The following is an 11940-nucleotide window of genomic DNA, read 5'->3' as shown; positions in this document are numbered from 1 at the left end:
CACGGGGCGCCGAACAGGCGCCCCGTTCGATGTCTCAGACCAGCGGGTCCTCACCGACATACATCCGATCGGGATAATCCGCGTGCAGCGCCTGGTCGGCCTCGCTGAACCGGGTCCGCGCGAAATTGTGCTGGTGCCAGTAGGGATAGAGCAGCGGCAGCCGGCTGACATCGTTCAGCCGCTGCAACTCGTCGTCGTTCAGCTTCAGGTCCACGGCCCGGAAATTCGCGCGGAACTGATCCTCGGTCCGCCCGCCGACCACCAGCGACGACACCGCGGGCCGCGTCAGCAGCCACGCCAGCGCCACTTGCGCGGCCTCCACTCCGTGCGCGTCCCCGATCTCCACCAGCGCATCGACGATCCGCCACAGCCGTTCGGTGTCTCGGATCGGCGGCTCCACCCAGCCGGCAGCTTGCCGCGATCCTTCGGGCACCGCCTGCCCGCGCCGGTGCTTGCCGGTCAGCAGGCCCGCGGCGAGCGGCGACCACACCAGCACGCCAAGGCCCTGATCGACAGACAGCGGCAGCAGTTCATACTCCGCCTCCCGCGCCTCCAGCGTGTAATGGATCTGCTGGGTGACGAACCGGGACGTGCCGCGCGCATCCGCCGCCATCAGGGATTTCGACACCTGCCAGCCGGAATAGTTGGAACAGCCCGCGTAGCGGATCTTGCCCTGCTGGATCAGCGTTTCCAGCGCAGCCATCTTTTCCTCGACCGGGGTCAGCCCGTCCCATTCATGGATGTAGTAGATGTCGATATGGTCGGTGCGCAGCTTGCGCAGGCTCCGTTCGCATTCGCGGATCAGGTGCCAGCGCGACACGCCTTCGTCGTTCGGCCCTTCCCCGATCCGCATCCGCGCCTTGGAAGTCACGAGGATGTCGTCGTAGCGTCCCTCCAGCACCTCGCCCAGGATCTCTTCGGACAGGCCGGTCGAGTACATGTTGGCCGTGTCGAACAGGTTCACCCCGTGATCGATGCACAGATCCACGAGGCGGCGGGCCTCCGCCACCCCATGCGATCCGAGCATGGCGAAGGGGCCCTCCCCCCCGAAGGTGAACGTGCCCATCGTGATCGCGGACACCTTGAGGCCCGAGCGGCCCAGCGTGCGGTATTCCATCTGTCTTTCCTGTCCCTCTATCAGCATGCTTTCCCATCGCCCGGTCCGGGCGGGGACGGCTTCGGGGGCAGCGCGACGGCGACCGTCGCCGTGCCCCTGTCCGGTCCGGTGTGGTTCACCGAACCGTCCTTCCGGCAATCTCCCCCGTCCCGATTCCAGCAGGCGCGCACGGGAAAGGCCAGCCCCTTTTCGACGACGCGACGCACATCGGCGAAAATGCCGACGCGCTGTCCGCGCGGCGCCATCGCCCTAACTCGTCGCGCGGACAGGCAACTGCGCCACAGGCCGCAGCGGGGGGACAGGGACATGAAATTCGCGATGCTCGCAGCCATCATCCTCCTTGCAGGGTGCGTGGGCCGACCTGCGCTGGACGATCCCGCCCTGAGCGACCGGCGCCTGAACCTTGAGGAGTTCTTCGACGGTCCCGTAACCGCCTCGGGCCAGTTCCAGGACATCTTCGGCACCGTGCGCCGCCGCTTCGACGTGGACATCGCCAGCACATGGGACGGCGAGACGCTCACCCTGACCGAGGATTTCGTCTACGAGGACGGCAGCACGGAACGCCGCGTCTGGACACTGGTCAAGACCGGACCCGACACGTGGGAGGGGACGGCACCCGGCGTGCGGGGCACCGCCACTGGACGGGAGTCCGGCGATACCTTCAACTGGCGCTATACCATCGACCTGCCCGTGGGCCCCGAGGACGACGACACGCTGCGGGCCACCTTCGACGACTGGATGTGGCTGATGTCGGACCGGACGCTGCTGAACCGCGCATACATGACCCGCGCTGGCATCCCGCTGGGCGAGGTCATCATCTGGTTCGAGAAGGCCGCACCGTGAGAGCCGTTGCTCTGACCGTGCTGGGGCTGGTCCTGGCGGCGGAATTGGCGCTGATGCTTGGGGTCTGGTCGCCGGCCTGAATGGCGTTCAGGCTGGCGCGACGCCATCAACGCGCCTGCGGATAGGTGATCACGGACAGGTAGCGGATCGGGAATTTCCGCAGCACCTCGGGGCCATGGGGCGCATCGGCGTCGAACAGAAGCGTGTCGCCCGGCTCCATCGTGAAAAGCTGCTCGCCGTGGCGATAGCCCATCACGCCGTCGAGCATGTAGAGCATCTCGATTCCCTCGTGCTGGAAGGTCGGAAACCGGTCGCTCTCGCTGTCGAGCACGATCAGATAGGGTTCCACCACCACGCCGGAATTGTTCGACCCGATATGGCCGAGCAGGTGATACTGGTGCCCCGCCCGCGTGCCCGCCCGCGCGATTTCGACACCCGCGCCGGATTTCACATGCATGCAGCCGCGCGTTTCGGCGTAGCCGTCGAACAGTTGCACCAGCGGTACCTGCAAGGCGTTGGCCAGCGTCGAGATCGTACCGAGAGAGGGTGAGATCGCGCCGTTCTCTATCTTCGACAGCATGCCGACGGACAGACCGGCCAGACCGGCCAGGTCGGCCCCGGTCATGCGCCGCCGGGTTCGCAGCGCGCGCACCTGCCGACCGATGGCAACCTCCAGGTTCCGCTCCCGCGCGTCGCGGACCGCGTGTGGATCCTGGCTCAGCCCTTCGGGGGGCGCGGCCTTGGGGCGGTCGTTGTCCATGGTGGGTCCTCGGCATGCGGTACGGCGTTCGCGGTCCCTGTCTTTCTGCACCGTGACGCGCCGGGCTGAAAGGGCATTTGCACACCCGCCGCATGTACACGGGTTCAGCCGCGCGGGGAACCCGCGACAGCGGCCGCCGCGCCAAGACTGCCGCGTTCGCGGATATCGGTGGCAAGCCGCACGCTGGCCGGCGGCGTGCCGCTTTCGATTGCCGCCACCAGCGCCTGCGCGGCGCGGCGACCCATTTCTCGGTGCGGGACATGCACCGTGGTCAGGCCCGGCTCCGCCAGGGTCGCAATGTCGATGTCGTCGAACCCGGTGATCGAGATGTCGTCGGGCACCCGCAATCCGGCCTCCCGCGCGCCGCGCAGCGCACCCACGGCCAGCACGTCGTTGCCGCACAGCACGGCGGTCGTCTGCGGCGCGCGGGCAAGGATGTCGTGCAAGGCGGCACGGCCGGTATCCAGCCCGTACTCGGTCTCGACAAGGGTCAGCGTGTCGTCGGGCAGACCGGCCTCTTTCATGGCCAGACGCACCCCGGCAACCCTGCCGCGTGCCCGGTCGTTGGCCGCCGTCGGGGCCGAGATCATGCCGATCCGCCGGTGCCCATTGTGCAGCACGCGCCGCGCCAGTTCGGCCATTGCGGCGACGTTGTCGAACCCGATGCAGGGCAGCGGCGCATCGGGCGCATAACACCATGCCGCCACCGTCGGCACCCCGCGGCGGCGCAGGAACTCGTGGATCTCCGGGCCCCGGTGCAGACCGATCAGCAAGAGCGCATCCGCCCCGCGCGCGACCAGCGTTCGGATCTGCGCCGCTTCCAGATCCTCGCGGTATCCCGACGACGCGATCAGCAGCGTCTTGCCGTTGCGGCCCAGTTCTTCCTGGAACGCCTGCACGCCACGGGCGAAGATGGCGTTGTCCATGGTCGGGATCACGACGCCCAGGGTGCTGGTGCTGCGCACGGCCAACGCACGGGCGCTGAAATTCGGTGCGTATCCCAGCGCCTCGACCGCGGCCATCACGCGGTCCCGCGTCGGACCGACCACGCGTGCCGGATCGTTGAGACAGCGCGACACGGTGGCGGTGGACACGCCCGCGATGCGTGCGACATCGGCAAGCGTCGGCGCCCGCGTCCGCGACATGTCCGCAGGCAGGTTTCCGGTGGCGTCGTTCATGTCATGGCCCCTGTCATGATGCACTGTAGCAGCGGGGACGCACGGGCGGAAGCGCCATGAAAGCGCTTGCATGACTTCGTGCAAGCGTTTACACGTGAGTCAGAGACTAAAGGTCCGACGCGTGGGGGGATACATGGCACTCATAATATCCGGCCTGTTCATGCTGGCATTCGTCGCCAATGTCGTGCTCGGCGCGTTCACCCCGCAGGCCCCCGTCGGCGATGTCGGCGAGATGCTGCTTCTGCTGGGCGCCTCCGTGGCCTTCGTCGCCGCCATTCTCATGCGCGAGGCAGCCGAAAACAAAGACGACTAAGCAGACCGGTCCAAATCAGGGAGGATAACGACCGTGACGAAAGACACCAGGGATCTGAAATCGGCCGAGCGCCGCAACTTTCTCAAGCTGGCCGGCAGCGGCAGCTTCACCGCGGCACTTGTCGCGGGCGCCGCGGGCACACTGTGGTCGTCCGAGGCCGCAGCCCAAAGCGCGCGGGAAGAGCGCGAGCGGGAAGAAGCCGCCGAACACACGATGACCATCGCCACGGCCTATGTCCTGGGCGCGACGCGCAGCTACCCGATCATGCAGCTCGACCTGAAGGAAAACATCCAGAACGCGACGAACGGCAAGGTCTATGTCAAGCTGGCGCCGGGCGGGCAGCTTGGCGCGGGCGGTGCGCTCGTGCAGGCGGTGCAGGGCGGCACGATCCAGTGCGCGCAGCACTCGCTGGCCAATTTCGCGCCCTTCGCCAGCGCCGCCGACCTCATCAACCTGCCGTATTTCTGCGGGTCGAACCAGCGCTTCACCAATCTCGTGACCTCCGACGCCTGGAAATCCGAGGTGCACCCGAAGATCGAGGCCGCGGGCTTCAAGGCGCTGTTCTACGTCAACATCGACCCGCGGGTCGTGGCCGTGCGCCAGGGCGGTGACGCGGTCATCACGCCGGCCGACATGCGCGGCGTCAAGTTCCGGGTGCCGGGCTCGGCGATGCTGCAGCAGTATTATCGCATGGTCGGCGCGAACCCGACGCCGGTGGCCTGGGGCGAAACCCCCTCGGCGATCAAGCAGGGCGTGGCCGACGCGCTCGACCCGTCCGTCGGCGCGCTCTACGTCTTCGGCTTCGCGGATATCCTGAGCCATGTCACCTTCACCCAGGCGGTGCCGGACAGTCAGGTCTATTCGATGAATCTCGAATGGTTCAACGGTCTGCCCGCCGACGTGCAGGAAGGCATCGAGTTCGCCGGCGAGATGACCCAGCACCAGAACCTCGCCAAGGTCGCCTCTGCACGCACCTACGCGATGGCGGAACTGGTGAAGGCGGGCGTGCAGTTCCACACGCTGACCGACGACCAGCTGGCCGAATGGAAGGACACGGGCGGCTACCAGCGGTCCGAATGGGACGAATTCAAGGTCGAGCTGGCCGGGTCGATGGAAACCTTCGCCCGGCTTGAAGAAGCCGCCGGAACACGAGGCCGCTTTTACGTCCACGACGCGTGATCGGGGCCTGAACAGGGCCTGATCGACGGCGCGGGGCGGTCCTTCGGGCTGCCCCGACCCAACAGCCAATCGGTATCACCAACATGGCGGCGGCGCATCCAGCGGCAGCCGGCGGGAGACGTGCATGCGAAACCTGTTGCACCACTTGAACCGGAACGCGGAACGATGGGCGCTGCTCGTGTTCTACACGATGCTGGTCGCCACGATGTTCATCGAGGTGCTGCGGCGCGAGATCTTTTCCTACTCCTCCATCTGGGGCGAGGAAATCGTGCGCTACGCCTTCATCTATCTTGCCTGGATCGGGGCCGCCGCGGCCGTGCGCGAACGGGGCCATATCCGCATCGACGTGATCATGAACTACGTCGGACCGCGCGTGAAGGCGGCTCTCTACATCTTCGGCGATCTCGTGATGTTCGTCGTGGCGGTCATCGCGCTTTATTGGTCTTTCGAAACGGTGATGGTCTCGGCCAAGTTCGGTTCGGTGACCCACGGGTTGCGGGTCAGCCAGGTCTGGTTCCTGTCCGCCGTGCCCATCGGCTTCGCGCTGGTGGTGTTCCGGCTCGTCCAGTCATTCCTGCGTGACATCAACGACCTTCGGAACGGCCGACCCGTTTACGAAGGCGACAAGCTGTTCGACTGAGGGGATCGTCATGCTCTGGAACCAAGTCGAACAGGAAGTCATCCTTGGATGGGACTTCTACGGCCCGGTCATCATGTTCGTGGTGCTGATAGCACTCGCGGTGCCTGTCTGGGCGGCGATCGGGGCGTCCTCGATCCTGATGCTGGTCTGGTCGGGTGCCCTGCCGCTCAGCCTCGTGGGCGAACGGCTCTTCAGCGGGATCGACGCCTTCGCGCTGACCGCGGTGCCGCTCTTCATCCTCACCGGCGACGCGCTGGTGCGAACGGGGCTGTCGCGAAAATTTCTCGACGTGGCCGAGGCGCTGACCAAGTTCGCCAAGGGCGGCTTCGGGTCGGCCACGGTGCTTGTCTGCGGGATGTTCGCCGCGATCTCGGGCTCCGACGCGGCGGGGGCGGCGGCTGTGGGGCGCATGACCATCGACCGGCTGGTGGAATCCGGCTACCCGCGCCCCTATGCCTGCGCGCTGGTCGCGGCGGGGGCCTGTACCGGCATCCTGATCCCGCCCTCCATCGCTTATATCATCATCGGTCTCGTGCTGGGCATTTCGGCATCCACGCTGTTCCTTGCCGCCGTGATCCCCGGTCTCGCGATCCTCGTGTCGATCCTCGCCACCAACATCATCATGAACCGGCTCTATGGCTGGGAAGGCGGCGGCAACATCGCCATGGGCGAGTATTTCGCCCGGCTCTGGAAATCGCTGAAATCCGGCTGGTACGCGTTCATCGTGCCCGGCGTGATCTTCTACGGCATCTTCTCGGGCCGGCTTACCCCGACCGAGGCCGGGGCCACCGCCGTCGTGGTCACGATCATCATGGGTTTCATCCTCGGCACGCTGAAACTGTCGGATTTCCCGGCTATGTTCGTCAGTTCGGCCAAGGTGAACGGGGTGATCCTGCCGATCATCGCCTTTTCGGTCCCGCTGGCCGAGGCACTGGCGATCATCGGCGTGCCGCAGGGCTTCGTCGCCGTGGCGACCGGCATCAGCGACGAGCCGTGGGTGCTGATCCTGATGATGGTCGGCATTCTGATCGCGGCGGGTTGCGTGATGGAGACGACGCCGAACATCGTGATCCTCGCGCCGATCCTGAAGCCGCTCGCGGACGATATCGGCATGAACGAAATCCAGTTCTGCGTGATGATGATCACGGCACTCGGCGTTGGTTTCATCACGCCGCCGCTGGGCCTGAACCTCTTCGTGGTCTCCGGCATCACGGGTGAATCCATTCTGAAGATCGCCGTCTGGGCGGTGCCCTTCGTGATCTTCATGCTGATCGTGACATTGCTGATCGCCTTTGTTCCGGCGATCTCGACCAGCCTCCTTCCCGAAATCTTCAGATAACGACAGGGCTACCCATGGCGCGCGAATACCTCAAGAAAGCCACGCTGACCTCGAAATCGGATGCATCGCAGACGCGGGACATCGTGCGGGGCATTCTCGACGACATCGAAGCGGGCGGCGATGCCAAGGCGCTGGAATACGCGGCGAAGTTCGACAAGTACGACGGCGACATCATCCTGACGCCGGACGCCATCGAGGCCGCTTGCGCGCTGGTCCCGCAAAAGCTGAAGGACGACATCCGCTTCGCCCAGAACAACGTGCAGCGTTTCGCCCAGGCGCAGCGCGACACGGTGCAGGATTTCGAGCTGGAGGTCGTGCCGGGCCTGATCGCGGGCCAGAAGGCCGTACCGGTGGACGCGGCGGGCTGCTACGTGCCCGGCGGGCGCTACAGCCACATCGCCAGCGCGATCATGACCGTGACGACCGCCAAGGTGGCGGGCTGCAAGCACATCACCGCCTGCTCGCCGCCGCGTCCGGGCGTGGGCATCCACCCGGCCATCGTCTATGCCGCCCATGTCAGCGGGGCCGACACGATCATGGCGATGGGCGGGGTTCAGGGCGTCGCCGCGATGACCTTCGGCCTGTTCGGACTGCCCAAAGCGAAGATCCTCGTCGGTCCCGGCAACCAGTTCGTGGCCGAGGCCAAGCGGATGCTGTTCGGGCGCGTCGGCATCGACATGATCGCGGGGCCGACCGACAGTCTCGTGCTGGCGGACGGCACGGCGGACGCGCATATCGTGGCCACCGATCTCGTGAGCCAGGCCGAGCACGGCTACAACTCCCCCGTCTGGCTGGTGACGGACGACCGCGCGCTGGCCGAACGGGTGATGGAACTGGTGCCCGACTACATCGCCGACCTGCCCGACCTGAACCGCGAGAACGCCACCGCCGCCTGGCGCGACTATGCCGAGGTGATCGTCTGCGCCGACCGGGAGGAAATGGCCGCCACCTCGGACGACTACGCGCCCGAACACCTGACCGTGCAGGCCGCCGATCTCGACTGGTGGCTGAGCCGCCTCACCTGCTACGGCTCGCTGTTCCTGGGCGAGGAAACGACCGTCAGCTATGGCGACAAGGCCGCGGGCACCAACCACGTCCTGCCGACCTCGGGCGCGGCGAACTACACCGGGGGCCTCAGCGTGCACAAGTACATGAAGATCGTGACATGGCAGCGGGCCACGCGCGAAGGGTCCAAGCCCGTCGCCATCGCCACCGCGCGCATTTCCCGGCTGGAGGGGATGGAGGGCCACGCCCGCGCCGCAGATGTGCGGCTGGCCAAGTACTTCCCCGGCGAAAACTTCGACCTGAGCGCCGAGGCCTGATCCATGGCCACCCACGGCATCGATCTGTCAGGCCACGTGGCCTGCGTCACCGGGGCCAGTTCCGGCCTCGGGCGCCGGTCGGCCGAGCTGCTGGCGGCAGCCGGTGCGCAGGTCGTGGCCATCGCGCGGCGGGCCGCGGCGCTGGACGATCTGGCGGCCGGGGCGGACGGGGCCATTGCCCCCCTGCCCTTCGATCTGACCGACCGCGACCGGCTGTCCGACTGCGCCGCCGCCGCGGCGAAACCGTTTGGGGCGCCCGACATCGTCGTGCATGCTGCGGGCGTCAACACCCGCGAACCGGCGGACGAGATCACGCCCGAAGGCTGGGACACCACCCTCACCCTCAACCTGTCGGTGCCGTTCTTCCTCAGCCAGGCGCTGGTGCCTGCGATGCGGGCGCGCGGCTGGGGGCGGATCGTGAATTTCGCCTCGCTGCAAAGCTACCGGGCCTTTCCCGGCGGACTGGCCTACGGCGCGTCCAAGGGCGGCGTGGCGCAGATGACCCGCGCGATGGCACAGGCATGGTCCCGCGACGGCATCAACGCGAACGCTATCGGGCCGGGGTTCTTCCGCACGGAACTGACCGAAGCCGTGTTCGCCGACCCCAACCGCGCCGCGCGCAATGCCGCCCAGACCTGCATCGGACGCAACGGGGAGCCGGCGGATCTCGATGGGCCGCTGCTGTTCCTCTGTTCAGACCTGTCGGCTTATGTCACAGGGCAGATCCTGATGGTCGACGGGGGGTTCACCGCGACATGAAGGCGCTTGTCTACACCGCGCCCGCGGCGCTCGATTACCGCGACATGCCCGACCCGGCCCCCGCACCGGGCGAACAGCTGATCCGCATCGACAGCGTCGGGATCTGCGGGTCCGACATGCATGCCTTCCTCGGCCATGACGACCGCCGCCCCGCGCCGCTGATCCTCGGGCACGAAGGCGCGGGCACCATCATCGGCGGACCGCGTGACGGCGAACGCGTCACGATCAACCCGCTGGTGACCTGCGGCACCTGCCCGGCGTGCCTGTCCGGGCGCGACAACCTGTGCGCCACGCGCCAGATCATTTCCATGCCGCCGCGCGAAGGCGCCTTTGCGCAATACGTCGCCATGCCGGAACGCAACCTCGTCCCCGTGCCCGAAGGCTTCGCGCTGGAGGCCGCAGCGCTTGCCGAACCCATCGCGGTCAGCTGGCATGCCGTGCGGCTGGGGCTGGACATGCTGGCCGACACGCGGCGCCGCGCGGGACTCGTGATCGGCGGCGGGGCCATCGGGGTCGCCGCGGCACTTAGCCTGATCGCGCAGGGCGTCACAGATGTCACGCTGATGGAACCGAACGCCCTGCGCCGCGACTACCTCGGCGAGAGCGCCGGATACCGGGTCATCGCCCCGGACGCGCTGGGGGATGCGTCATTCGACCTCGTGATCGACGCGGTGGGCTATGACGCCACCCGCACGACTGCCTGCGCCCGCGCACGGCCCGGTGGGGTGATCCTGCATGTGGGGCTCGGCGGCGGGTCCGGGGGCCTCGATATCCGGCGGCTCACCTTGCAGGAAATCGCCTTCGTCGGCACCTATACCTATACCGCGCAGGATTTCCGCGACGCCGCCGCAGCCATGTTCGCCGGGCGGCTCGGGGCCCTTGACTGGTTCGACACGCGCCCCCTTGCGGACGGCGCCGCCGCGTTCGCAGACATGCGCGCGGGCGTGATCGCCGTCCCCAAACTCATCCTGAAACCCTGACAAACAAGAGGAAGACCAATGTCCAACGCTCCGCATCTTCTGGTGCACGAAAAGGCCGACAATGTCGGCGTGGTGGTGGTCGAGGGGCTGACCGCCGGCACCGACATGCTGTGCTGCATCACCCATGACAATTCGACCTTCCGTCTGACCGCGGGCGCCGACGTGCCCATCGGCCACAAGATCGCGCTGACCGACCTGAAGGCGGGCGACACCGCCATCAAGTATGGCGAGGATATCGGCAAGATCACCGCCGATGTGCCCAAGGGCGGCCACGTCCACACCCACAACTGCAAGACAAAGCGCTGGTAAGGAACCCATCAAGATGGCATCGAAATACTCCAACATCACGTTCCAGGGCTTCCGCCGCGAAAACGGGCGCGTGGGCGTGCGCAACCATGTCGTCATCCTGCCGGTGGACGACATCTCCAACGCCGCCTGCGAGGCGGTGGCGAACAACGTCAAGGGCACGCTGGCCATTCCCCATGCCTATGGCCGTCTGCAATTCGGCGAAGACCTCGACCTGCACTTCCGCACCATGATCGGCACCGGGTCGAACCCGAACGTCGCTGCCGTGGTCGTCATCGGCATCGAACCCGGCTGGACCAAGAAGATCGCCGACGGCATCCGCGCCACGGGCAAGCCGGTGGCCGAGTTCTCCATCGAGCAGAAGGGCGATTTCGAAACGATCCGCGCCGCAAGCTGGGCCGCCAAGGAATACGTTCACTGGGCGACCGAATTGCAGCGCGAGGAATGTTCGATCTCGGACCTGTGGGTGTCCACCAAGTGCGGCGAGTCCGACACCACGACCGGTCTCGGCTCCTGCCCCACGGTCGGCAACATGTATGACAAGCTGATCCCCGAAGGCATCTATGGCGTCTTCGGCGAGACCTCGGAAATTACCGGGGCCGAACATATCTGCAAGACCCGCGCGATCAACGATGACGTCGCCGAACGCTGGTACAGGATGTGGAAGGCGTATCAGGACGACGTGATCTTCGCCCACCAGACCGACGATCTGTCCGACAGCCAGCCCACCAAGGGCAATATCGAAGGCGGGCTGACCACGATCGAGGAAAAGGCGCTCGGGAACCTCGAAAAGATCGGGCGCGAGTGCAAGTTCATCGACATCCTCGAACCCGCCGAGGCGCCGCAAAAGGGCAACGGGCTCTATTTCATGGACTCGTCCTCGGCGGCGGCGGAATGCGTGACGCTCATGGCCGCGGGCGGGTATGTCATCCACACATTCCCCACCGGGCAGGGCAACGTGGTCGGCAACCCCATCGTGCCGGTCATCAAGATCACCGCCAACCCGCGGACCGTGCGCACCATGGCCGAGCATGTGGATGTGGACGTGTCGGGCATCCTGCGCCGCGACATGACCATCGACGAGGCCGGGGACGAGCTGATCGACATGATCCGCCGCACGGCCAATGGCCGCAACACCGCGGCCGAGGCGCTGGGACATCGCGAATTCTCGATGACGAAGCTCTATCGCAGCGCGTAAGACAGG

The 11940-nt window shown here is 66.6% G+C and carries 13 protein-coding genes; 10 read left to right on the top strand and 3 right to left on the bottom strand.

All coding sequences use genetic code 11. The annotated features are described in order from the left end of the window. Positions 1-34: 34 nt before the first annotated feature. Positions 35-1117, bottom strand: a complete 1083-nt coding sequence (locus tag DDE13_RS03265; RefSeq protein ID WP_111401406.1) for an aldo/keto reductase — start codon at positions 1115-1117, stop codon at positions 35-37. Between the two features lie 306 nt (positions 1118-1423). Between DDE13_RS03265 and DDE13_RS03255 the strand changes: the two genes are divergently transcribed. Continuing rightward, positions 1424-1960, top strand: coding sequence for a DUF3833 domain-containing protein (locus tag DDE13_RS03255; RefSeq protein WP_111401402.1), 537 nt, complete (start codon positions 1424-1426; stop codon positions 1958-1960). Between the two features lie 106 nt (positions 1961-2066). On the opposite strand, the gene DDE13_RS03250 is transcribed toward DDE13_RS03255, so the two are convergent. After that, positions 2067-2720 (bottom strand): helix-turn-helix domain-containing protein, encoded by a 654-nt coding sequence (locus DDE13_RS03250; protein ID WP_111401400.1) that lies wholly within the window; start codon positions 2718-2720, stop codon positions 2067-2069. A 104-nt stretch (positions 2721-2824) separates the two neighbouring features. Next, positions 2825-3898 carry a LacI family DNA-binding transcriptional regulator gene (locus DDE13_RS03245; RefSeq protein WP_111401398.1) on the bottom strand — a complete coding sequence of 358 codons (1074 nt, stop codon included), beginning with the start codon at positions 3896-3898 and terminating at the stop codon, positions 2825-2827. A 133-nt stretch (positions 3899-4031) separates the two neighbouring features. Here DDE13_RS03245 and DDE13_RS03240 point away from each other — a divergent pair, with 133 nt between their 5' ends. The 9 genes from DDE13_RS03240 (at position 4032) to DDE13_RS03200 (ending at position 11934) form a co-directional block, all read left to right on the top strand. Continuing rightward, complete coding sequence (locus tag DDE13_RS03240) at positions 4032-4211, top strand: hypothetical protein (RefSeq protein WP_111401396.1); 180 nt, start codon at positions 4032-4034, stop codon at positions 4209-4211. Between the two features lie 33 nt (positions 4212-4244). Then, on the top strand, positions 4245-5390 hold the full coding sequence (locus DDE13_RS03235; RefSeq protein WP_111401394.1) for a TRAP transporter substrate-binding protein: 1146 nt from the start codon (positions 4245-4247) through the stop codon (positions 5388-5390). 124 nt (positions 5391-5514) lie between these two features. After that, the gene (locus DDE13_RS03230) at positions 5515-6030 is read left to right on the top strand and encodes a TRAP transporter small permease (RefSeq protein ID WP_111401392.1); all 516 of its coding nucleotides are present in this window, start codon (positions 5515-5517) and stop codon (positions 6028-6030) included. 10 nt (positions 6031-6040) lie between these two features. Continuing rightward, a complete protein-coding gene (locus tag DDE13_RS03225) occupies positions 6041-7369 on the top strand; it encodes a TRAP transporter large permease (RefSeq protein WP_111401390.1) in 1329 nt (442 codons plus the stop codon). Between the two features lie 14 nt (positions 7370-7383). Beyond that, a complete protein-coding gene (gene hisD / locus DDE13_RS03220) occupies positions 7384-8691 on the top strand; it encodes a histidinol dehydrogenase (RefSeq protein ID WP_111401388.1) in 1308 nt (435 codons plus the stop codon). A 3-nt stretch (positions 8692-8694) separates the two neighbouring features. Further along, positions 8695-9450 (top strand): SDR family NAD(P)-dependent oxidoreductase, encoded by a 756-nt coding sequence (locus DDE13_RS03215; protein ID WP_111401386.1) that lies wholly within the window; start codon positions 8695-8697, stop codon positions 9448-9450. Beyond that, positions 9447-10430 carry a zinc-dependent alcohol dehydrogenase gene (locus DDE13_RS03210; protein WP_111401384.1) on the top strand — a complete coding sequence of 328 codons (984 nt, stop codon included), beginning with the start codon at positions 9447-9449 and terminating at the stop codon, positions 10428-10430. The genes DDE13_RS03215 and DDE13_RS03210 overlap by 4 nt, the downstream gene beginning before the upstream one ends. Positions 10431-10448: 18 nt before the next feature. Beyond that, the gene (locus DDE13_RS03205) at positions 10449-10739 is read left to right on the top strand and encodes a UxaA family hydrolase (protein WP_111401382.1); all 291 of its coding nucleotides are present in this window, start codon (positions 10449-10451) and stop codon (positions 10737-10739) included. 13 nt (positions 10740-10752) lie between these two features. Continuing rightward, a complete protein-coding gene (locus DDE13_RS03200; RefSeq protein ID WP_111401380.1) occupies positions 10753-11934 on the top strand; it encodes a UxaA family hydrolase in 1182 nt (393 codons plus the stop codon). Positions 11935-11940: the final 6 nt, after the last annotated feature.

This window comes from Meridianimarinicoccus zhengii (assembly GCF_003254465.1).
Taxonomy (GTDB): Bacteria; Pseudomonadota; Alphaproteobacteria; order Rhodobacterales; family Rhodobacteraceae; genus Meridianimarinicoccus; species Meridianimarinicoccus zhengii.
The sequence above is the reverse complement of the archived record's forward strand: the minus strand, read 5'-3'. Positions and strand labels throughout refer to the sequence as shown.

Bases quoted from the DNA above. Each gene is read 5' to 3' on its own strand.
- DDE13_RS03225 (WP_111401390.1), top strand. From the start codon at position 6,041: ATGCTCTGGAACCAAGTCGAACAGGAAGTCATCCTTGGATGGGACTTC.
- DDE13_RS03200 (WP_111401380.1), top strand. From the start codon at position 10,753: ATGGCATCGAAATACTCCAACATCACGTTCCAGGGCTTCCGCCGCGAA.
- DDE13_RS03230 (WP_111401392.1), top strand. From the start codon at position 5,515: ATGCGAAACCTGTTGCACCACTTGAACCGGAACGCGGAACGATGGGCG.
- hisD (WP_111401388.1), top strand. From the start codon at position 7,384: ATGGCGCGCGAATACCTCAAGAAAGCCACGCTGACCTCGAAATCGGAT.
- DDE13_RS03265 (WP_111401406.1), bottom strand. From the start codon at position 1,117: ATGGAATACCGCACGCTGGGCCGCTCGGGCCTCAAGGTGTCCGCGATC.
- DDE13_RS03205 (WP_111401382.1), top strand. From the start codon at position 10,449: ATGTCCAACGCTCCGCATCTTCTGGTGCACGAAAAGGCCGACAATGTC.
- DDE13_RS03240 (WP_111401396.1), top strand. From the start codon at position 4,032: ATGGCACTCATAATATCCGGCCTGTTCATGCTGGCATTCGTCGCCAAT.
- DDE13_RS03255 (WP_111401402.1), top strand. From the start codon at position 1,424: ATGAAATTCGCGATGCTCGCAGCCATCATCCTCCTTGCAGGGTGCGTG.
- DDE13_RS03215 (WP_111401386.1), top strand. From the start codon at position 8,695: ATGGCCACCCACGGCATCGATCTGTCAGGCCACGTGGCCTGCGTCACC.
- DDE13_RS03245 (WP_111401398.1), bottom strand. From the start codon at position 3,898: ATGAACGACGCCACCGGAAACCTGCCTGCGGACATGTCGCGGACGCGG.
- DDE13_RS03250 (WP_111401400.1), bottom strand. From the start codon at position 2,720: ATGGACAACGACCGCCCCAAGGCCGCGCCCCCCGAAGGGCTGAGCCAG.
- DDE13_RS03210 (WP_111401384.1), top strand. From the start codon at position 9,447: ATGAAGGCGCTTGTCTACACCGCGCCCGCGGCGCTCGATTACCGCGAC.